Source organism: Kribbella capetownensis, assembly GCF_004331485.1.
Lineage (GTDB): Bacteria > Actinomycetota > Actinomycetes > Propionibacteriales > Kribbellaceae > Kribbella > Kribbella capetownensis.
In genome coordinates this window covers 1,434,087-1,454,670 of sequence record NZ_SJKD01000001.1, presented here as the reverse complement: position 1 = coordinate 1,454,670, position 20,584 = coordinate 1,434,087, and the positions used below count along the sequence as shown (strand labels likewise).

At 65.7% G+C, this 20,584-nt stretch carries 23 protein-coding genes; 7 read left to right on the top strand and 16 right to left on the bottom strand.

Annotated features, from left to right (window positions below; all coding sequences use genetic code 11):
* Positions 1-205: 205 nt before the first annotated feature.
* The 8 genes from E0H75_RS07210 to E0H75_RS07175 form a co-directional block, all read right to left on the bottom strand.
* Positions 206-1,696 carry a DUF2637 domain-containing protein gene (locus E0H75_RS07210; protein WP_131512393.1) on the bottom strand — a complete coding sequence of 497 codons (1,491 nt, stop codon included), beginning with the start codon at positions 1,694-1,696 and terminating at the stop codon, positions 206-208.
* Positions 1,693-2,448, bottom strand: coding sequence for a hypothetical protein (locus E0H75_RS07205; RefSeq protein WP_131512392.1), 756 nt, complete (start codon positions 2,446-2,448; stop codon positions 1,693-1,695). Before E0H75_RS07205 ends, E0H75_RS07210 begins: the two co-directional genes overlap by 4 nt.
* Positions 2,448-2,657 carry a hypothetical protein gene (locus tag E0H75_RS07200; protein ID WP_131512391.1) on the bottom strand — a complete coding sequence of 70 codons (210 nt, stop codon included), beginning with the start codon at positions 2,655-2,657 and terminating at the stop codon, positions 2,448-2,450. Before E0H75_RS07200 ends, E0H75_RS07205 begins: the two co-directional genes overlap by 1 nt.
* Positions 2,654-3,355 (bottom strand): RRQRL motif-containing zinc-binding protein, encoded by a 702-nt coding sequence (locus E0H75_RS07195; RefSeq protein WP_131512390.1) that lies wholly within the window; start codon positions 3,353-3,355, stop codon positions 2,654-2,656. The genes E0H75_RS07200 and E0H75_RS07195 overlap by 4 nt, the downstream gene beginning before the upstream one ends.
* The gene (locus E0H75_RS07190) at positions 3,352-5,634 is read right to left on the bottom strand and encodes a type IV secretory system conjugative DNA transfer family protein (RefSeq protein ID WP_131512389.1); all 2,283 of its coding nucleotides are present in this window, start codon (positions 5,632-5,634) and stop codon (positions 3,352-3,354) included. Before E0H75_RS07190 ends, E0H75_RS07195 begins: the two co-directional genes overlap by 4 nt.
* Entirely contained in the window at positions 5,631-6,107 is a 477-nt protein-coding gene (locus E0H75_RS07185; protein ID WP_131512388.1) for a Pycsar system effector family protein, read from the bottom strand. The genes E0H75_RS07190 and E0H75_RS07185 overlap by 4 nt, the downstream gene beginning before the upstream one ends.
* A 32-nt stretch (positions 6,108-6,139) precedes the next feature.
* Entirely contained in the window at positions 6,140-6,547 is a 408-nt protein-coding gene (locus tag E0H75_RS07180) for a hypothetical protein (protein WP_131512387.1), read from the bottom strand.
* A gap of 119 nt (positions 6,548-6,666) precedes the next feature.
* A complete protein-coding gene (locus E0H75_RS07175; protein ID WP_131512386.1) occupies positions 6,667-6,900 on the bottom strand; it encodes a helix-turn-helix domain-containing protein in 234 nt (77 codons plus the stop codon).
* Between the two features lie 117 nt (positions 6,901-7,017).
* Here E0H75_RS07175 and E0H75_RS07170 point away from each other — a divergent pair, with 117 nt between their 5' ends.
* The 3 genes from E0H75_RS07170 to E0H75_RS07160 all read left to right on the top strand — a co-directional run bounded on the left by E0H75_RS07170 (position 7,018) and on the right by E0H75_RS07160 (position 8,971).
* Positions 7,018-7,365: a GntR family transcriptional regulator gene (locus E0H75_RS07170; protein WP_131512385.1), complete on the top strand. Its 348-nt coding sequence runs from the start codon at positions 7,018-7,020 to the stop codon at positions 7,363-7,365.
* A gap of 201 nt (positions 7,366-7,566) precedes the next feature.
* Positions 7,567-8,529, top strand: coding sequence for a hypothetical protein (locus E0H75_RS07165; RefSeq protein WP_131512384.1), 963 nt, complete (start codon positions 7,567-7,569; stop codon positions 8,527-8,529).
* Positions 8,530-8,548: 19 nt separating this feature from the next.
* Positions 8,549-8,971 carry a hypothetical protein gene (locus tag E0H75_RS07160; RefSeq protein ID WP_131512383.1) on the top strand — a complete coding sequence of 141 codons (423 nt, stop codon included), beginning with the start codon at positions 8,549-8,551 and terminating at the stop codon, positions 8,969-8,971.
* 361 nt (positions 8,972-9,332) lie between these two features.
* Here the strand turns inward: E0H75_RS07160 and E0H75_RS07155 are convergent, their stop codons facing one another.
* The 5 genes from E0H75_RS07155 to E0H75_RS07135 form a co-directional block, all read right to left on the bottom strand.
* Positions 9,333-10,187, bottom strand: a complete 855-nt coding sequence (locus tag E0H75_RS07155; RefSeq protein WP_131512382.1) for a hypothetical protein — start codon at positions 10,185-10,187, stop codon at positions 9,333-9,335.
* 298 nt (positions 10,188-10,485) lie between these two features.
* Positions 10,486-10,785, bottom strand: coding sequence for a ScoMcrA-related endonuclease (locus tag E0H75_RS07150; protein ID WP_131512381.1), 300 nt, complete (start codon positions 10,783-10,785; stop codon positions 10,486-10,488).
* A gap of 42 nt (positions 10,786-10,827) precedes the next feature.
* Positions 10,828-11,190, bottom strand: a complete 363-nt coding sequence (locus tag E0H75_RS07145) for a helix-turn-helix domain-containing protein (protein ID WP_131512380.1) — start codon at positions 11,188-11,190, stop codon at positions 10,828-10,830.
* 156 nt (positions 11,191-11,346) lie between these two features.
* The gene (locus E0H75_RS07140; RefSeq protein ID WP_131512379.1) at positions 11,347-11,922 is read right to left on the bottom strand and encodes a PIN domain-containing protein; all 576 of its coding nucleotides are present in this window, start codon (positions 11,920-11,922) and stop codon (positions 11,347-11,349) included.
* 12 nt (positions 11,923-11,934) lie between these two features.
* Positions 11,935-12,468, bottom strand: a complete 534-nt coding sequence (locus E0H75_RS07135; protein ID WP_131512378.1) for a helix-turn-helix domain-containing protein — start codon at positions 12,466-12,468, stop codon at positions 11,935-11,937.
* Positions 12,469-12,827: 359 nt separating this feature from the next.
* Between E0H75_RS07135 and E0H75_RS44915 the strand changes: the two genes are divergently transcribed.
* Entirely contained in the window at positions 12,828-13,685 is an 858-nt protein-coding gene (locus E0H75_RS44915; protein ID WP_420323278.1) for a hypothetical protein, read from the top strand.
* Positions 13,686-14,555: 870 nt separating this feature from the next.
* Here the strand turns inward: E0H75_RS44915 and E0H75_RS07125 are convergent.
* The 3 genes from E0H75_RS07125 to E0H75_RS07115 all read right to left on the bottom strand — a co-directional run bounded on the left by E0H75_RS07125 (position 14,556) and on the right by E0H75_RS07115 (position 18,202).
* Positions 14,556-15,557 (bottom strand): hypothetical protein, encoded by a 1,002-nt coding sequence (locus E0H75_RS07125; protein ID WP_131512374.1) that lies wholly within the window; start codon positions 15,555-15,557, stop codon positions 14,556-14,558.
* 1,481 nt (positions 15,558-17,038) lie between these two features.
* Positions 17,039-17,302 (bottom strand): helix-turn-helix domain-containing protein, encoded by a 264-nt coding sequence (locus E0H75_RS07120; protein WP_165553494.1) that lies wholly within the window; start codon positions 17,300-17,302, stop codon positions 17,039-17,041.
* A gap of 525 nt (positions 17,303-17,827) precedes the next feature.
* The gene (locus E0H75_RS07115) at positions 17,828-18,202 is read right to left on the bottom strand and encodes a hypothetical protein (RefSeq protein WP_131512370.1); all 375 of its coding nucleotides are present in this window, start codon (positions 18,200-18,202) and stop codon (positions 17,828-17,830) included.
* 683 nt (positions 18,203-18,885) lie between these two features.
* On the opposite strand from E0H75_RS07115, the gene E0H75_RS07110 reads away from it, so the two are divergent.
* The 3 genes from E0H75_RS07110 (at position 18,886) to E0H75_RS07100 (ending at position 20,424) form a co-directional block, all read left to right on the top strand.
* Positions 18,886-19,275, top strand: coding sequence for a hypothetical protein (locus tag E0H75_RS07110; RefSeq protein ID WP_131512368.1), 390 nt, complete (start codon positions 18,886-18,888; stop codon positions 19,273-19,275).
* A 240-nt stretch (positions 19,276-19,515) separates the two neighbouring features.
* A complete protein-coding gene (locus E0H75_RS07105; protein WP_131512366.1) occupies positions 19,516-19,986 on the top strand; it encodes a hypothetical protein in 471 nt (156 codons plus the stop codon).
* A 33-nt stretch (positions 19,987-20,019) separates the two neighbouring features.
* On the top strand, positions 20,020-20,424 hold the full coding sequence (locus E0H75_RS07100) for a hypothetical protein (RefSeq protein WP_131512364.1): 405 nt from the start codon (positions 20,020-20,022) through the stop codon (positions 20,422-20,424).
* Positions 20,425-20,584: the final 160 nt, after the last annotated feature.

Here is a 20,584-nt window from a genome sequence, read left to right as displayed (position 1 = left end):
GCTCGACGCGGCCCGGAGGGCACGTTGACCTGGCAACGCGAAGCGGAGCAACGGCTCCACTTGATCGTGATGCATAGGTGTGATCTGAGTTCTTGGGTCTTGCTGCTGTCTGCTGGCGGCTGCTGGATTGTCGGTTGGTTCATCGTCGCTGCGGGTCCGTTGGTGTCTTGGTGACTGTCTGCTGATCTGGTGCTCATCGGTTTGGTCATCGGTTGCTGCTCGTTTCGAGTTCGCGGTTTGTGGTGCTGTCCTCGTCGGTTCCGTTGTCGCTGCTGGCGGTGTTGTCGTCGGCGGTTTCGCCGTGCTCGGTGACGAGTTGGAGCTGTCCACGGACCTCGGGCCTGGCGGCCGGGTTGTCGTCTGGCGTGTCGGTGGGCTCGGCCCACCCGGCCAGTTCCGCGAGCCGCCGGGCGCGTGGAGTTCCGGCGCCGGTGACGCGGCGGATTGCGCGCTGGCTGATCGGGCGCCCGCCGTGCTCGGTCGCGGAGTGGTGGCGCACCAGGGCCAGGAGTTCATCGTCGGTGCGCTCGTCACTGCCGTGGGCCACTGCCGTCTCGGAGCGGGCGGCAGTGCGCTGCGACGGATGCACTGGTGCGGGTGCACTGTCCGGGATGCCAGTGCGGGCCGGTTGGTGCACTGGCGCGGGTGGTGCAGTGCGGGTGGCGGTCTGCACTGGTGCACCGGTGGATACGGCGCGGAGTGCACCGAGCAGGTAGGCGACCGCCCAGACCGGTGCACCCAGCGGGTTGACCGCCGAGGGTTGCACGGCGTTCCTATCGCTCGCCACGTCTTCGGGCTCGCTGGAGCTGGGCGGGGCGAGTGCTGCGGAGTCGATCAGCGCGAGCAACTCCCCCGGTGTCAACGCCCCGGTGGCCGGCAGCAGCGCGGCCAGGTCGGTGGCCGACAGCAGTCCGTCGCGGATTGTCTGCAAGGCCGCGGTCCTCGCCGCGCGGGCGGCGTCGAACGGCCAGGCCTTGTGGCTCGGGCACAGGGTCGCGAGCCGCGAGGCCATCCGGACGACCTGCTGGACCAGCGCCCGCGCAGCGGCAGGGTCGTCCGCGCCGGTCCGCGACAGGTGCAGCCACACGCGGGTCGTGATCACCGGTGAGGTCAGCCAGGTCAGCGCCGACAACCGTGGCTTCGCGGGTTGGGCCAGCCGCAGGTGCAGGCGCAGGAGGTGGGCGAGCATCTCGACCAGTACGGCGTAGGCGAGCGGGGCGAGGGCGTGCGCGAGGGCGTCGGCGATCCCGTGGGCGGTGTCGATGTTCAGCCACACCGTGCCGCCGATGAACACGTACGTCGTGACTAGGGCGCCCGGGATGCGCCACCCGCGCGTCAACGCCGCGAGCCGTAGCGCGGTGCAGGCCACGATCATGCCGTCGGCAACCAACGGCACGAGCGGGCTGTCGAACTTGACCGAGACCGCGGTGAACGAGCGGGCGCCGCCGACGCCGGCCACGCCGAGCGCGGCCACGACTGCCACCGTGATCAGCACCCGGCGGGTGGTGAGCCGTCCGGCGGCGATTGCGGCCGTGACTGCGCGAATGCTGCGGCGGATCGTCCAGGCCAGCGCGGTCAGCAGGCCGGACAGGATCAGCAGACCGGCCAGGCCGGTGGCGATCGTCGGCCACGTCAGTGCGCCGGCGTCGGCCCAGCTGGGCAGGTCGATTGCGTGGGTGAGGATTTGGGGGGTCATCGCTGGGCTCCAGCGGTCGTGGGGGGGACGGCGGTCAGGCCGCCGCGGCGACCGGCCTTGATCTGCTCAGGCGTCGGGGCGGGGCCGTGGGTGTCGCGGTTGGTGGCCCACCAGGTGACGAACGGGTCGGCGTCGGCCGCGAGCGGCACGACCACGGCGCGCTGTTCGGTGGTGTCGCGGTGTGCGAGGACGTCGCAGGCCGGGGCGTACTCGCCGATGCGGCGGGTCACGCCGGGGCGCTGGCGGTCGTGCCAGTCACCGACGAGCTTGTTCGACGCCTCCGGGCTGTCGTAGGCGGAGGTCCAGGCGTCCATCAGCCACAGCAGTTCCTCGACGATCTCGGGGTGCCACAGCCAGCACGGCGGCAGCGTCTCCCGCGCGGTCGCGTACCGCAGATAGGTACTCTCCAGCCACGGCAGCAACTCACTCAACACCGCCTGCACGGCGGCCTCGTCGTCCTCCGGCAGCCGCAGCCATGACCGCTCCGGCTCGACATCATTGGCGTCATGGCCGGTGTTGCGGGCGGCGGGCTTGGTAGCGATCCGGGTCAGCAGGTCCTCGAACGAGGCCACCGTGTCGCCGAGCGAGTCGATCGTCTTGCTCAGCGACGCCACCGCGGTCTTGGACGCGGTCTGCTGCAATCCGGTCTTCATGGCGGCCACGTCCCGGGTCAGGGCCTCGACCGAGCGGGCCAGGCCGGCGACCGCCGCGAGCGCGGCGGTCCCGGGTTCCTTGTCGTCGTCGTAGCGCATCAGTCGCCGTCTCCCTGGTAGAGGTCGTCGAGCCAGTCGCAGAACTCGTCGGCGTCGATCGCGACCTGCCCGGTCTGCCGGCCGTGCTCGTCGTAGGCGGGCAACGCCCGCAGGCCGCGCGCCTCCACTTCGCGGCAGCCGTAGTACGCGCGCAGCTCGGCGGCAGCCGTGCTCGGCGCCGTGGTTGGTGTCGTGTTCGGTGTCGTCATGCCACTCCCCTCTCGCTCCACGAGGTGTCGTTCAGGTCCTCGCTATTGGTCTGCGCGGTGGCGATCCGTGCGGTTTCGTCGTCGGCGTGCCAGCGGGTCAGCTCCTCGTCCCGGGCGGTCTGGTGCGTCCGCGTGCGGGGGCTGTCGAGCCGGTCAGTCGTGCGGGTTAGCGCCGCGGCGGCCCGCTTGGCCGCGGCCGACGCATCCGTCCGTGCGTTGTGTTCGGTGTCGTCGTCAGCGGCTTCGTCCTGCCAGGCGTGGACGGTGCGCCACCCGGCGGTGCCGCCTTCGGTGGGTGTGACGCCGGCGGCGTGGCAGTCGCCGCACAGCCGGTCGGTGGTCCGGACGAACTGATCGACCGGGCCGCACTCGGCGCACACCTTCCGCGCGGCCAGGGCCTTGGTGACCGCGGCGCGCTGCTTGTCGCTCGGGACCCGCTTGGCCCGGGCGCGCTCGTCCACGTACAGCCACGCGAACCGCTGGTCCCATTTCCAGGTCAACCGGGCGAACGGCTCCTGCCCGCCACGGGACAAACCACGCTCACGCAACTGCCGCCGCGTGGACAATCCGGACGGGGCCTGACCGAACCGGAACTCCGGCAGCCCGCCACGGACCCGGCCCGGCCAGCGGCGCCCGTCCCACAGCTGCACCCACTCCACGCCATCGCGGCGGTGGTCACCGCTGTTGTGGGCGGTCATGGGCGGTCACCGTCTGTGTTGTCAGAGGCAACGAGTTCCCGGGCGTCGCGGTCGGTGCTGCGGGCGGCGAGCGCCAGGCGGGCCTTACGCATCGCGCCGACCAGTCGAAGCCGGGCCAGGAACTCCCGGGCCGGGTCGGTGGCCTCCAGCCAGGTCACCGCCGCGTCGAGGCGCCCGGCGATGCGTCGCAGCACAGGCGCGGTCAGGCTTCGCCGAAGGTTCGTCAGCTGCTCGGCCCTGGCGAGGGTCTGGTCGCGCAGCCAGGCGGTGTCGGTGAGCAGCCGGGCACCGGCCCGGTTCTCGAGTGCAGCCAGGTGGCGGCTGGTCCATTGGACGGTGCGGTGGTTGTGGAACCGCTCCAGGCGCAGGTCGTGGCGGTTCCAGGCCATCTTCACGCGCCCGATCGCGGGCGGCATGCCGCGGGTGATGATCAACGCCTGCCCGGCCCGCAGTTGCGCGACCTGGCCCGGGGTGAGGACCGGGACGCGGCGGTCGCTGATCGACACGCCGCCGGTGGTGCGGTCGCGGGTGGTGACCTGCTCCAGCCGTTCCCCGCACAGCGTCGACCAGAACTGCAGATCGTCGTCGTCGGCGGTGCCGGCCAGCAGCACCTTCGTGGTGACGTTGGTCATCAGCGCGCCCGCGGCGGCCTCGCCGAACCGGTCCCGCAGCTGGGCGCGGGACTGGGCCGAGATGTGCAGCGTGATCCCGCGGGACCCGAAGTCACCGGTCCACTTATCGAGGGGAATCAGGCAGATCAGCGCGGCCTCGTCCAGCACCATCGTCAGCTGCGGATCCAACCGGCGCCCCGGCGTCCGCACCGCCAGCGTCTTGGCCTGGCGGGCAATGTGCGCAGTCAACGCGGTGACGAGCGGTGCGGTCTTCTTGTCGTCTGCACCCAGCAGGTACACGGTGCCGGTCTCGGCCAGCAGCCGCGCCACGTCGAACGGCACCCCGCCGGGTGCCGCCGCCGCGGCCGCGCTCGGCACGGACAGCCACGACAGGGCGGGCATGATCGTGGTGGAGATGCTGGAGCGGGTGCGCTCGTTGTTGGTGAAGAACTGGGTGGCCTGCTGCTCGAACCCGGTCGCGCCCGCGGCGCGCAGCTCCCACAACACGTCACCCTTGGCGGTGTCGTCGGGGTGCGCGATCCACCGCTGAACATCGGCCATCGTGTAGCCGCCGAGCGCCGCGGCATGCATCAACGCCGTCAGCGCCTGCCGCGCGAGGTTCAGCCAGTGCTCGGCGTCATCGCTCTTGGCGCCGACCCCATCCAGCAGGTCCGAGGCGCGGTCCATCACCACACCCGGATCGGTGCACCCGGTCAACGGATCGAACGTGATCGTCGACCCATCCGCGGTCAGGCCGTCGGGGTCGAACACCCACACCGGACCACGCCTGGCCCGCAGGGTGCGGGTGACGTCGAGAATGTCGGTCTTGGTCGACGTCGCGATCACCGCGCCCGGCGCATCCAGCAGAATCCCCATCAACGCGCCGGTCTTGCCCGCCCGCGGCCCAGCGAACCACGCCGTGTGATCCTCCGCGCTCGAGCGGACCTTGACCCCACCGACCGTCGCGACCGTCGCGCCCAACTGAGCCAGCGGCACGAAGCGCCGCTTCCACGCCGGCACCTCAGCCAGCGAGGGGCGGACGATGCGGGCCTTCTTGCGCAGCGTCCGCGCCGACGACACCCGGTGCACGTCCCAGCCCGACGCCAGGCCGTCGGTCACGCGCCCGGCGCGCCCGAGGCGGCGCAGCAGTCCACGGGAACTCGAGCGCGACCGCAGCGTGAACCCGGCCGTCACCAGCACCGCGACCGCCGAGGCGACCAGTGCCTGCCACCAGCGCTGCGACGCCTGCACCGACTCCGGCAGCACGTGCAAGACGAACCCGGCGTAGGCCAGCCACAGCGCCGCCGCGATCCCGCCACCGACACTGCGATTCACGGCGACCAGGCCGAGCGAGACGAGCAGCAGCGCCCCGGCCGCGATCGTCCACCCCGCCGCGCCACCCGGAGCGCCCAGACGAAGGCCGACCAGGCCAGCCAAGACCACCCACAGCGGGGCCGCGATGAGCGCGCCATGCATCAGCCGCCAGAACAACAGGCCCGCGGTCACCAGACCAAGCACTCCGGTCGCCGTCGCCCAGTACCCGGCCTCGGTTAGAGCGGGGGTCCGGCCCCACACGAGCGCCGCGAGACCGGCAGCGGTCAGTGCCACCATCAGTGCCGTGAACCGCGGCACCATCACGCCCTCGGTCCTCGTCGGCCGGCGCATCATCGCGCACCCCCGATCAGCACACCGACCACCGAGAACAGCGCGCCAGCGGTCGCATTCGCGAATGAGAGCCGCAGCCAACGGTGCTTGGACCAGGCGATATCGGCGAGCCGCTTCGCGTGGTGGCTGATCGCCTCCCACGGCTCAGCGACCAGCTCGCCGTACACCCCGGGGTCGATGTGCTGGCGCAGCTCGCGGATCGACCGCACCCGCACCGCGCCGAAATAGAGGAACTCCCCCGGCAGCAGCTTGATGCCGGTGTAGTGCAGGCGCGGCACCACTACCAGCAACGCCGACCCCAGCGCCGCCGCCAGCGCGACCAGCGCGAGGCCGAACAGCACACGGACGGCCACAGGCGCGCCATGTGACTGCGAAACCTGGGCCAGAACAACCGCAGCCAGGGCGGTCTCGACCGTGGCAGCGAAACCAGACCTCGTATCGGCCCGGTCGATCGCACCCGCGGCCGAGTCATGCATCCGCCAAGCCAGATCCAGTCGTACGTTCTCGCTCATCGCGCACCACCCGTTGCCTCGGCCGCGATCGCCTCGGGCTGTACGTTTTCCGCGTACGACATGTGTGCGGTGTGGGCGGCCATCGTCTCGCTAGAAATCGCGAACGATGTGATCTCGACGGGACCGATTTCCGTGCTCACGTCGTAGTGCCCGCCGCGCAACTCCGGCTGAACACCGAGCGCGGCACCGACCTGGTCGACCTCGCTGCAAGCCGCGGAAAAGTCCGCGTTCCGGCTCGACGGCCAGACCACGGCCCTCACCGCCGGCACCGGCAGCTCCGGGTGATCCGCCACCCACGCCGCCAACTCGAACAACCCACGGATCAGCTCCGCGCGCTGCCGCGGAACCTCCAACATCCCGAACCGGGGCACCCACTCCATACCGCCCTCTACTGCGTCAGTCATGCTGTAGACCTCTCGAACTCGTACCTGAGTGATGGGAGAACCGGCCCTGTTCTGGTTGGCGCCTGCGCGGGGCCGGTCTGTAATCGGTTGTTGGACGGTCGCGCCGTGCGCGACTGCGGTCATGAGGCTTCGCCGCAGAACTCAGCCGCCGTCACGACGCGTCCGGTCGCGATCGCCGCCTCGGCCATGCGGTCTAGGACTCGGGCGGGGATGAAGAGACGCCTGCCAATCCGCACAGCAGGGAACTCATCCGCTGCGATCGCGCGGTAGAGCGTCATCTCTGCGATCCCCAGCTCTTTCGCCATCTCCGCGACGTTCAGCCACTGGCGCTTGCCCTCACTGGACTCCTGCATTTCCGTTCTCCTCTCAAAACAACTCTAGTCCAGACTAGCCTAGTCTAGTCTAATTCTGTCAACAACTGTCGGCGGGCAGACATGACTAGCTGATCTAGCCCGGACTACTGTTCAGCTATGAAGTTGGATGACAAGCTCACCGGCCCCGCCTACCTCCAGGTCGCCTCCGGCATCCGCAAAGCGATCGCCAGCGGCGAACTCAAGCCGGGAGAGAAACTGCCTGCGGGGCCTAAGCTCGCTACGACCTTCGGCGTGGCGCTCATGACGGTCCGCCGCGCCATCGACACTCTCCAGTCGGAAGGCCTCCTCCGCTCCGCGCCGGGGGTTGGCGTCTTCGTTGCTACCGCTGAGAACAACGGTTCGGAGCTGGCAAGTCTGCGCGCCGACGTCGACGCGCTACGGCAGCGAGTCGAGCACCTTGAGCAACTGGCGACCGACTCATCCCGGCAAGCCCAAGCTGAGTGAGTCAGCGAATCTCCGTTGCCCCTGGTTGCCACATGAACCAGTGAATACTGAAGGTGACTCGCTCAACATGCCGCGACGATGCAACGGCAGTGCAGCGACAGTGCAGTCCGGCCGGATCGACAGTGCGAAGGGACTCACACGATGGACGTAGTGGACCTGTGGACAGGCCGGCGAGCGTCGGCGCTCCGAGCGTCCCTGCGCATGAGCAACGAAGCCTTCGCCAGCCGCCTCGGTGCCGGAGTCCGCACCGTCGCGAACTGGGAGGCGAACCCAGACATGGTGCTCTCACCGGGCATGCAAGAGGTACTCGACGCGGCGCTAAAGGATGCTGACGGGAGCGTCCAACGGCGCTTCGGCATGCTGCTCGCCGACCAGGAACGCGCCCTCTCACCTGCGCCAGCCAACACGTCAGCTCGGCGAGCCCAGACTGGCGGGAGGCCTTCGCCCGACGCCGCTGTCGAAGCAAGCCAGACACACTGGCGCGAGGTGCGGCAATACCTGATCGAAAGCGGTATCGGCCTGGCCGCACGAACGGCCGACTTGTACGATCCAACGCTCCGCGTAGAGCACGTGCCAGCGATCAGCACCGCTGCCTGGCTTCCCAGCGGACCGGTGCCGCTTGAGAAGGTCGTTCTGCACTGGGACGACAACCCACCGAAGGCACGGATCACGGGGATCGAGGCAGAGGCCCGCCCCGCGCTACCACTTCGCGCACCGGGGCACGCCTTCTCGCGCTACACAGCTGCGATCCGATACTTACGGAAACCAGCACTGTTCGAGAACCGCCATAGCTACCGCCTCACCGACATCGAGTGGAGCGAAGGCGCGGGCAGGATGACATTCGGTCTGGCAACCTTCTTCGACAAGCTCGACGTGTCCGAGCCGCTGGGACACGAGGCAGCGGCAGCTGAGCTCGCCGGCCAGCTCGACTGGTCACATCTACCGTTCAGAGGCTTGGTGTCAGACCCATTTCGACCTGTCGTCTCGGATCGTCAACCCGGGCATCAGCACACTCACGATCCGCCGGAACAGGGCGGACGGCAGCGGAACATTCTTCCTGCTCAGACGCGACCCAACGCAGGTCACCAATGGCAGGCACTACAGCCTCCTACCCGCCGGGGAATTCCAACCCGCGAGCATCTCGCCCCAGAGCATCGCCAGTGACCTGGACATCTGGCGCAACATGGTCCGCGAATATGCCGAGGAAATGCTCGGCCAGCCAGAACACGACGGCAGCAGCGGTGTACCCGTCGACTACGACGTCTGGCCCTTCTACCGAGACATGACCGCCGCCCGCGCGGCCGGCCACGTACGCCCCTACGCCCTCGGCATCATCCTCGACGCCCTGAGCCTCAACTCATCCATCGCCACAGTCACAGTGATCGACGACAATGTCTTCGACGATTTGTTCCGTGACCTGGTGGCCACGAATCCCGAAGGCGAGGTCGTGTTCTCCCTGGACAACAACAAATCGATCCGCGGGCTGCCTTTCGACGAGGAGACGGTGAAACGCCTCACGACGCGCGAGCCTCTCGGCCAGACCAGCGCCGCTTGCTTGACACTCGCCTGGCGCCACCGCACGCATCTGTTGGGCGCGACCTACTGACCTCACTCGTCGCTGTCGGGCCCAATTGCTTGCGTACTCGTACCTCGCGCGGCGGCGTCGGTGACCTCGTTACAGGTGAAGCCACCACGGCAGTATCGCGCCCACGACGACCGACGGAATGGCTGTGAGCGCGCCGCCTCTGAGGTGACGAGTCTCCGAGAGGCTCGCGTGGTTCTTGCAGACGGCCCTGCCGATATTCGGCGACTTGGAATGGGACGAGACCCAACTGCCGCTCTGGACGGCCTTGCTGGAGGGGCGATTCGATCTTCTGAATCCTGATGGCATTCGTTTGGAGAGAATCAGGCTCAAATGGATCAAACATGCGCTGACCAACGGTCTTGAAATCCGCCGGTCACCGACGTCACCTTGGCTGTTGACGTTCCGCCTTGTAGTCGAAATGCTGCGAGACTAGCCGCACGAACCGCCCCTTGTGGAACTTCCATGTACGTTCGTCGTCGAATGCCTGGATGAACAGGTCCCCAGTAAAGGCGGGCCCGATGCCCTCGAAGATGAGCGTCAGTACCAGGTCATACACCTGGAACAGGACACGATTGAACGGCCTCAGCGTCTCCGCGGTTTCGAAGCCGATCGACTGGCCGCCGGCTGCTCGCGCCAGCCTTTCGTCCAACTGCTTGCGGGATGGGTGGGTGTAGCCGCTCAGGGCGCCAAATGCGCTCTTTACGGCCGATCTGAACTCATCGGCGTCCGGAAGCATCCGGAGGGTCAGCGCATCGATGACGTCAACAGACGAGCGCGGGACGTCGTTATGTAGCAGGGTAAGCCGATCGTTCAGGCTAGAGCCCGGCGGGGCGACTTCGTCGACGTAAGTGCGCTTGACGGCCGCTTCGAGCAAGTAGCGAAGTTCACGGCGGCCAACGTTGAAGACACCATTGTGCGCCAGCATCTCAATAGACACCGGCGACTCGAGAAAGTCTTCAACGAAGGTTGAGAGCAGCCAAGTGCCGCCATCCGGGTATCGGGTGAAGGCATAATGGGCAGCTACGACGCCGGTGATGAAGTCAGTCGTTACGCGGCGCATGTAGGTTCGCTGCTCTGCGTAGGGCGTGTCTTCCCGCGCCGCCTGATGGCTGGCCACTCGCGCCTGATGCTCTGCCAGCTTGGCGTCCAGCTCTTGGATCTCGACCTCGATCGAGTCGGGCGCTGACTCGACCGCAGGACCCTGCCGCTCAGTAACCTCTCGTGCCTCATCGCTCATCACAGAATGATCCCAGGCCCGGATGCCGCCAGGTCAGGAGGGCGCGTCATGCTGCGGCGCAGGCGGCGGTCGGTCAGGCATCCGTGGGATCGCGCGAGAGTCTGTGCCGGTACCTCTATTGAGGTTGGCCCGCCGGCCAGATCGTCGGCTCTCGGAGCGATGCATCACCGGTCGACCGAGCTAGTGGTGGCTGGTTACGCCTGGAGAGACACATGTCGGTGGGATGCGTCGGCTTCCTAAACCGTGCGTCGTCGCGGCCGAGCCAGCCGCGGTACCGCCATGGTGCGGTGTTCGTGGGTCAGCGATCGGAGCGGAGATCTCGCAGGTTGCGAACCTCGAAGCCGAGGCTGCGAAGCACAGCGGCCGCGCCTTGTAGCCCGCCGTTGAAGTCGTGTGCACCGAGCGGCCGACCAGTGGCGAACTTGTACGCGACTCCGAGGACCGCCTTTGAGTCGTAGCTCTTACTGTCGTGCAAGAGTACGTATGTCCATGCGCGACCGAAGCCGTGCTCCGAGAGGATGCGTCCTTGGCCGGCGCGGTCGTACTCGCCCATCGCGCGGACGACATCGGAATGAGTATCTGGATCCCAGAAGCCCATACATCGAGAGTATGCGCGGACGTCCCGACGGCCGTCCTGGTGTCACGTTGCGTTGCCATCACCCTCGTAGAGGGACAGCACTCGGACGGAGTCCCGGCCCGTGAGCTCGCCGTACAAGAGCAACAGTAGGCGCTTGGCCTGCGTAGTTCTCAGTTCCTGGTCGGCGACCACCGCCCGCTCGACGGGTGTGGTGAGGCCTAGCATGCGGTCGACCAGCTCGGCATGCCTCAGTCCCAGGATCTCCTCGAGGGCTGGGATGTACTTCATGCTTAGGCGCACATTGCCTCGCTCGATGTTGCTGTACCCGGGCTGCGAGAGCCCGAGTGTCCGTGCGACGTCACCTTGGCTCAGCCCGCGTTCGCGACGCATGCGGACCAGAAAGTCGCTCAATCCTTCGTTGGTCATACTCGCATATTAGCGACCGGGTAATAATTCGGTCAATGGTCCAGTGTCCGGCTTGGCAGACCGGGCGGGTGCCAAGGGCGTGCTGGAGTCATCCCGGAGTCGCGAGGCCCCGCCTGCCGCGTCTGTTCTTGATTGGTTGGCCGGCCGAGACCCGGCTCATCGCGCCTCGTTCATCAGGTCGACCGCTTCATGCATTCCGTAGCGATCGCGCAGGATGGAGAGTAGGTCGTCCACCGACATGGGCGGTCGGCTGAATCCTGCCGAGATGCTGGCAACGACGCCCAGGGCCACGTCCGGGGCAACCGCGACGGTGTTAGCGGCAAAGTCGCTGGGCGTGACGATTTGGATACCCGGTGGGATCTTGTCTGCAGGGAAGTCCCTCAGATTCGACGTCACGATGGCGCCTGCGTGACCTGCAACCGCGGCCGCGAGGACATGCTCATCGTTAGGGTCAGGGAGCTCGAATGTGCCCACGTAAGGCTGCCAGTTCTGTACCTCGGCGTCATCGAAGTGCGTGCGCATGTTCGCGATGAGCCGGTCAGCACGAGTCTTAGCCTCGGCCTCGGTCAGACCTTCCTTCTCCGTGAGCTTGTCGAGTTCGCACTCGTACAGCTCCTCGAGGATCTCGCTGCTCCAGAGCGGACGGTAGAGATTCTCGACGGCCAGGCGTAGCAGGAAGTCCCGCTGCTTGCTGGGCCACAGGACACAGGTATCGAGGAGCGCGGCGAACACTCCTCGATACTGTCAGAGATTGCTGGACTGCCGCCGCCGCTCGGCGCGCTGCTTTCGGATCCGCTTGAGTCTCTCCTGCACCACAGTTGGATCCTCCTCGTCACTCACATCGACTGAGGTGTCAAAGATCGCTTGATACTGCCGCCGACGGCGAGCGTCACGGTAGGCCAGCAGATCCCTAAGCAGAACCTTCCGACGGTTCCCGATCCGCTCCGCTGGGAGCTCACCCTCTTCAATCAAGCGAACCACAGTTGGCCGACTTACACCGAGCAGGTCGGCCGCCTGCTGAGTCGTGAGCTTTTGGCTAGTGGGCGAGATTGTCACTGCCTTGCCAGCCGTCAGAGCGGTTACGGCCTGCACAAGCACCTTGTGAAGCGCTTCGGGAACCTCAATCTGCTCGTGCTCCTCGGCTCCCACAAGCAAGTAGCGGCGCACCGGGAGTTCGCCGCGCTTGCTGTGATGCGCGTCCAGGAAGCTGGCAAGCTTGGCCATCTGATCCTGCTCTTCAGGCAGGTAGGTCTGCGACTCTAAGAGTTCGGCAGTCATGGCAGCCCCCATAGGTGAAACAAGCGAAGTAACGTTCGCAACATTCGAATAGTGACACAGTCAGCGCCGGTAGACAACCTTCGTCCTCACACCTGGCCATGATGCCGGTGATCGCATCGGCGAGGTCCTTGAACGACAGCCAAACCACCTGCTCGCGAACCGCGTCGTTCACGCCGTCCAGCCTTTCGAACCAGGACGGCGTTACCGGGTCGAAAACACATCCCTGCAACACCCCGTTAGTGACCCCGAGCGACCGCCGGTTACGGCACGTAGAGGGCACACGCGACACGAGCTCGTTGGTGGCCGAATCTGGCAGGGCGAAGCGATATCCTCGAACAAGTATTCGAGAGTAGGTAGACATGGACGAACAGCCACCCTCGGCTGAGCCAAACGACGGCCGCCGTAAGCCTCGTACGCTTGCCGAGATTCTCGCCGCGAGCAGCCCCGAAACCCTCGAGCGGCTGAGCAAGGTGGTGAGTGTCGCTGCTCAGACCGCGATGGCGAACCACCCGGGCTTTGCGAGCGGGATCGTGGGCGCCGCCTCGAAGGCCGCGATGGCGAACAGCTCTGCCTTCGGTCTGGACGCGGGCAGGCTGGTGGGCGCCGTCTCGAAGGCCGCGATGGCGAACCACCCGGGCTTTGCGAGCGGGATCGTGGGCGCCGCCTCGAAGGCCGCGATGGCGAACAGCTCTGCCTTCGGTCTGGACGCGGGCAGGCTGGTGGGCGCCGTCTCGAAGGCCGCGATGGCGAACCACCCGGGCTTTGCGAGCGGGATCGTGGGCGCCGCCTCGAAGGCCGCGATGGCGAACAGCTCTGCCTTCGGTCTGGACGCGGGCAGGCTGGTGGGCGCCGTCTCCATGGCCGCGATGGTGAGCAATCCGGCATTCGGTGAGCAGATGAGCAACGTCATGGCCGCCGCCCAGATGTATGCCGCGAGCATCCAAGTCGCCGAACCCGCTACATCCCTGACAGGGGTCAGCGCACCATCTCCCGCTCAGACTCGCGAGACGGTGATGTGGGTATTCGCATTCTTGGTCGTCTGGATGCTTTGGGCAGCGAATCAGCTCGCCGACCTGGATCGATCTGGCGAGATGCTCCAGAACATGGACACGAGCGAGTTGCTGAAGTTCGTGTACTCGACGCTCGATCTTCCGTCGTATCTGTTCGGTGTGTTGTGGGCGATCTACCGCCACCTGACCAAGCCAAAGGGTGGCTAGTCGCCACACCTGCCCCGTCCCCCTGATAGATGCCAATCCCGCCAGCGCGGCGCACGTGGTGGCCGGACAATCGAGCGGGCAGGGGGACGGGGCTAACCGGCGGTCGGACGCAAGGACTCGGATGTGCCGGGTACTTCTGCGAACAGGTGTCTGGGTCCGTTCTCCGCGCGGGGTGTGCGAGGTTCGGCCGGCAGGCCGCATGGGCTCGCCCACCCCGCGCGGTAGGCGCGCCCTTGATCTACAAGAGTCGTATCCGGCAGGTGCGGCCGCGAGAAGAGCCGGCGGCGTGGGGCCGGTCGTGGGGCCAAATGGAGTCAAATGGTGTTGGCAGAGTGGTCAGATCGGGTCGAGACACGAACTCCGTAAGCCTGAAGTAGGCGCCTGTGGCAACGGCCGTCGGACTCATAATCCCCCCCGGCAGGCTCGAGTCCTCCGCCCTGCGGATGCTGCCCCAAGGCATATTCGATGCCCACGCCCGAATGAGCGTAGATCGGCTCGGCGTGCGGACCACGTTGCCGTGACCATTGTTGCTCGCGGCGGACCGTGATCGGCCGCTCCGTCTGACATGCATCTGGCACGCGAGCTGCCGCTGGCGATGTCGGATTCTCCCTGGCCTTGGTCTCCTGCACGCTCGCGGCCGGAGTCGTCGAGGATAGGGAGAGGAAATTGGGATCGTGGAGTGCGACGACACCGTGTCCCTTGACGGGCGCGTGGCGGCTATGGGCAGAGCCTGGAGAATCCGATCGGTGAGGACGGGATGCGGACGACGGCATGGCTGCGAACTGGCCGCGTCTCCCTTCACCGTCTCCCAAGACCCGACGGGAGCGTTCGTCATGGGCGGACCATCTTCGCGGGTGCATGCCAGGGTGGTCACCGGGCGGTGAGGTATACGCGAATGCTGTCGTCATATGGGATAACCACTGTTCCGCTGCTTCCAGCGACCCAGCGGGCGGGCACCAAGAAGAGCCGGGCATTCGATTCGACCAGAAGCCGCAGGCCCCTGTAGCGGAAGCGGAGCGACTCTGTCGACGCACTCGGAAGCACCGTCTGTTCGACACCGTCGGGAAGATCTCGTAGGGGTTCCTTTGTGTACAGGACCACCTCGGGGCGACCGTCGAGCGACTCAGCGTCGTCCAGTGCTCTGCCCCGCCCATAGGCGGCGGCGAAACTATTGGCCGTCCAGAAGGAGCCGGCTACGACGATCACCGCAACCCACGCCAATGCATACCTGTAGATCCGACTGACGGCAGACGATTCTAGCCAGTCGGCTAGCTTAGCGTCGCCAGCCGCGGCGGACGCTGGGCTCTCAGCCTGGCCCTCTTCCACGACGTCTTTTCGGCGGCGGCGAGTCCGGTCCCAGCGGAGACCGACTGTGCGCAGAAGCCAGCAGCCATAGGCAACAGCCAGCGCCCCGCATCCGAGGGCCACGGGCGTTGTTGCGATCGCCTCGGTGCGAGCCACACGCGGAACGAGAAGCCCGATGACCCCCCTGGTGAATGCCAACATTCCGGCGAGGGCTGCAATGAGTCCAATCCAACCGGTGACGGCATCGCGGTCCGGTGACGACAGCAGCCACCGGACTGTTGTGTGCGCAGCGAGGCCGAGGAGGCAGATGATCGCAACAACTATGAGCGGCGGATACACAGCCTCTGCTCCGTAGAGCAGCGTTTCCTGCAGTGTCAAGTCAACCATGTCGAGGTAGACACCAAAATAGCGAAAGCGCGCGGTTGTGGCCACATATCCGAAGTAGAACAGCAGCGTCGTCACTACCGTTGTTGGCGCGATGACGTTGGCCACCGCCCACAGTCGCTCCCGCATCGGCTTCCCCAACAGCGGCGCCTCGGGGACGGGATCAGCTTCGGTGACTGGCATCACGTCCCACTCGCGGAAGGTGCGCTAGGCGTCTGAGAGGACGTGGGGGGTGGCGTCGTATTTGAGGGCCTCGATGGCTCGGATGTGACTGGATCTGTTGGGGCGCTCGACTCGGGCGGATTCGGTGGGACGGTGTCTCCGCTGGACTCATCCGCGTAGAAAAGGAATTTAAGTTTGGTGGTCACGATCGCCGCGACAGGATGCTTGGGAGTCGGTGAATGCTCTGCCCCAAGGCGGTCGCAGGGTCGATCAGCACGCGAGGTGCACCTTATCCCCAACTCGATCGAGAAAGTGGCTGTTGCCTCCTCGAGGCCGAGAGGTCTTTCGAAATGAATGCTGCACGAATGTCCGGCTGGAGCTGGCTCCAATACAGTGCCGGCCGAGCAGGTACTCGGTTGGCCTTGTTCAAAGCCCGGAAATAGCTCGATGTCCGGGCATGGCTTCCTGGAAATCCGAACCTGGGCGCCTCGCACACTGTATGAGCGGATCCGGACCGGAACGTCCGCATGCTCATTGTAGAGGAGCGCGCAGTCGCCTCCCGGTGGGAACTTGCCAGTCCCGCCCTTTTGGGAGTACACGTCGTCGACTGTCGGGCCGGAGATCCTGATCGCTCCCGAGTCATTCGGCTTGGAGCCGCCTGTTGGTTTGTCGCTGGGTTGATTCGACCCGGTCCCGGCGGTTCCGGCTGGGGACCCGAGACCTCCTGGCGACGTCCACGATCCTGCAGGACTGGTAGGGGATGGTGGCTGTGCGCCCGACCCCGATGAACCAGCGAGGGTGACGCGGACGATCCCGTAGACGCCGCCAACGAGCAACAGTGTCGCCATCACGGCGAAGACGACATGGACTGATCGGTGTGCGGCCATCGAGACCCCCTTGGCTACGTTCCCAGAGTGCAACCCACACCCCCAGCTTGCAATGCAATTGGTCGGGAGACATCCATGTCCGGCTGGAGCGATCAAACGCTCGAACGATGGACAGTTAATCGAACGATTAAAGCGAGCCGACAAGCCTAGCGGTATCAGGTCCCCCGCGGTGTTGAGACGTGGCTTGCCGACTGTCCCGCCGCACAGGTGGGGGTCGTGCGGTGCCCCACCGGCGGCGAGGGGCGCGGCTGGACCGACGCCGTGGGATCAAACGTGGTGCGAAATCGCGTCAAGGAGAGTCGACTGGCGGGGCCAGAGTCCCTTCCAACCCAGACTTCTGACGCCTAGAGAGGCTGGTTGCTAACGCATCATTGCCCCTTTTAATCTGCGGGTTGTGTGGGGTTCGAGCCGTGGGTAGAGAGCCGATGCGACGCCGAAGATCCTTCTCGCAATGAGAAGGTCGTCGACTCAATTCCGACAGGCGGCTCCGTAAGAACACACGGCTCAGCGCAGAGAATCGGCCCGTCCGGTCGGGGGTAAGCCGGACGGGCCTTCTCCATGTTCTTACACCCTCAGTGCACAGCCGGGCTATCGGCGGGCCTGATCGATCTGTCTTCAGGCCTTGTGGCGATCGATTCCCAGTGACTCGAACACGTCCGCGGGTGCACCCGCGAGCAGGTCGGGCAGACTGATCTGGAGGGCGCGACACAGCGCTACGGCGTCGGCCAGCGTGACGCGGCGATTGCCGTTCTCGAGCGTCCCGACGACCGGCCTGGACCAGCCGAGCTCGTCGGCCAGATCCTCCTGCCGGAGCTTGAGCCGTGCACGGGCAGCACGGACGTTGCCCGCTACCAGCGCGTCGAGCTCCTCCTGATCCACACCTCCGATCCTGCCTGCTCAGCCATCGGTCGTCATGCCGCGAGATCGGGCGTCAAGGAGTGATCATTCGCGACTAGCTGTGATCATGAGATCTACGCTAGATTTCCGAGCATGGCGACCGGAAATCAGGAGGGGAGGAGTCGTGTGCAGGGGCGTCGAATGGACGTAGGCGATGGCAGTCCGTACGCGGGTCTGTGCCTGGTCACGAAGCGGTACGGCCCGTACACCGCTATCTGCACCAGGCCCAAGGAACCGTGGCATCGAGTCCACACGGCGTACGACGCAGGTGGTGGCTCGCTGGCGAACTGGTACAACACCGAGCCCAGTCCCGATGAAGACCAGCCAGGGCAGCACGTAAGCACGTGATCCCCGGCCTTGTTGCCCTGGCTGATCCAACGCAAGACCTCCTCGACACTCAGAAGTCGAGGGGTCTTGTTGCGCTCGGCAACAGCCTTCTGCCATTCAGTTGGTTTACAAGGCGCCCCACCTGATCCAACGCAGAAGCTGCCTACTTCAGGTCGGTCGCTAGTGCCACTTGGTGCAGGCCCAAGTCTTGTACCGGTTCTTGTAGTAGACGTACACGCAGGCCTGCGCCTTGTACCCCTTGGCGCGCCAGACTCCGCCGCTCCATGCGCTGTCGGATGTCAGCCTCGTCCAGCTCTGACTGCCATGCGAGTTCTTCACGAACCCCTTGCACGTCCAGCCCGGCCTGAACCTGATGACCTCGGCATATGCCCACTTCGTGTAGCTGTTGTAGGTGAGCGTTACACCGCAGTTTGTGGACAAGTTCTCTCCGAGCTCGCGCCCGTAGTCGATGGTCGAGTTCGGTCCGATCTCACGGCCGTACGACGTGGCTTGAGCTGGTGCGGCTGAGAGTGCGATGGCTCCCGCACATGCCATCGTGACTACTGCTGCTTTTGACTGGAATCCGCATTCTTCCTCCTCGTGTCGTCGATCTGACTGGGTCTGGCGTTTCAGCAGTCGTTTGTGTGACACTGCGTCCCCCGGACGGCTCCCCCCGTTCTCGTCGGCCTGCCTGGTACGCCGGGCGTGTTCTGGTTCCCAGCCGCAGAGGCCGTCCCCGACTCGTCCACAACTCGCCTCGGCCAGAGAACGGGGGTCAATCGGGCGGTCCGCCGTCAGACTCAGACGATGCCGGGTGGATCCGCGTACCAGGTGGCGCTGTGGCCGTCTCGCCTGCAGCAGCTCAGCGGGAAACAGCGTGGGAACGAAGAGCTGTTGGACGAAGTCAAACGGAGTCGAAGCCGATCGAACTGGTGATGTCTCGTTTGGCGTGGAGAGGCTGTTGGCGGCGGAGTCCCTCGGTTTCCCAAATCGCGTGTCGCAGCTTCGACCGTGAGGGCACATCGCGAGTCGGGCGGTATTGACTACCAACGCTGCGCCGTCCGCCTGACCATCGCGTGTCAGCCCTCGGATGAAACGATTGAACGACGCCAACTGCCGCGGATCCGCAATCCGACCGTTGACAGACATCAACCTGGCGAGGAGGGTCGGATCTTGGAGGCGTCTCTAGCTAGCGAAGATTCGCGGACATCCGAGCGCCTCTGGGGGAGCGGAGTCCAATGGGAGTTACAGCGATCAAGTCTGTCGCCAACACGGTTGCCGGCGCCCTCTACATCGTGCGCAATCTCGAAACGCCCAGTGACACGGGCGGCGAGGGGAAATATCTAGAAGTATGGTCGGGGCAAAATCGGCGAGTGAATATGTGGGTCCCTTGGTCCGACAATCAGACTGACTTTGGTAATGGCAAGCGGATCACATTTGAAGCCCTCATCGACAGTCAGGATGATCCGAGCAATCTGCCGGACAGTTACAACCTCTGGCAATCTGGAGACTATCTATATTTCTCCCGAGTCGATAGGTTTGACAGCGGAGAAATAGTCCATGGCAATTCGACGATAAACGGGGATCGCAGCCTTGAGATAACGACGACAGGAATACGTTGCTACTGACCTGTCAAGCTTGTCTGACCAGGTCCTGATGCGGCCGAACATCCTCAGGTCGCTGCCCCATCGACGAGTCCTTGCGCGATCATGCCGCGCGAATATAGGTCTGGCTCACCGGCCGTCCGGTGCTGGAACGGCGATTTATGGGCGGTTGAGGTCCCAAGACGAGGAAGCGTCGTGTTGGGTGGGCGTCGGGTTGTCTCGAGGTGCAGGCTATCCAAGTGGGAGTGCAGATGCGCGCTTCCCTTGTTCGACTACTACATCACATGGGAACCGGGGATCTCGGGGCTGTCGTCATTGGTTGACCTGGTGAACGGCCAGGAACACGAGGCGCTCGTCGACGTCCGCGTCCACCCCGAGGCGTACGACAAGGCGCGCGGACCTGCAATAGATGCACTCCGCCAGCTGCCTCCGGTGGATCCGGCGCTCGCCCGAGAGGTGCGCGACGAACTCTCGGCCTTCGACTACCGATGGAAGCCGTCGCTCGATGAGCTCGGACCGCTCGACGATCCGGCGCGCCAGATCGCATCTTTCCGTTACGGGGCCTTGCTCTTCCACTCTTACGCGGAATTGATCTCGGACCGGCGACAGAGCCTGGACAAACGTGCCGAGCACGTGCTGCATTCGAAACGCGCCCGGATCATGCTCGCGACTTCGCTGGCTCCTGACGGCTCGCTCAAGTTGGACGAACAGCGGCTGATGCGGACGTTGCGATAGGTCGAGAAGGCCAGCGAGGGAGATATCGCGTCCGTGGACATCAAGGCGCCGACATTCCTGCCGTACCTTCTCTCGAAGGAGCCTCGGACCCCCGTCGAGCTGATCCGTATCGCCCTCCGCGAACGGGACAAACGGCCGGTGTCGAACTACCGGGAGTGGCGCCAGGCGTTGCTCGCCGACCTGGCCGGCGGCCGCATCCGAGCGAGAACCCGCAGGGATCTGCAGCCGATATCGACGGAGATCCAGCGGAGGTCCCGGGGTGATGCCGCCGTCTCGCTGCACCTCTCGTACGCGGCGGATTGGAAGGCTCTCGCGGCTACCCTGACAGGCAACCCGCTCCGGCTTCTCGCGGGACTCAAGCTCGATGCGGGGGCCGACGACAAGGCATTGGGGTTCCGCCTCGCCTCGGTTCTTCCCGGCAGGGATTGCGGCGGCTAGTCACTCGCCTGGTTCTGGCGCAGGACGAGTACTTTGCCCTCGACCGGGCAGTGCGCAAGTTGTGGTATCACCGGTACGCCTAGTGTCCTGAGCCGTTTGGTGTGACGAGCGTTTGAACTGGGTGCGCGCCAACAGGTAGCCCGTGACTATCGGAGGCTAC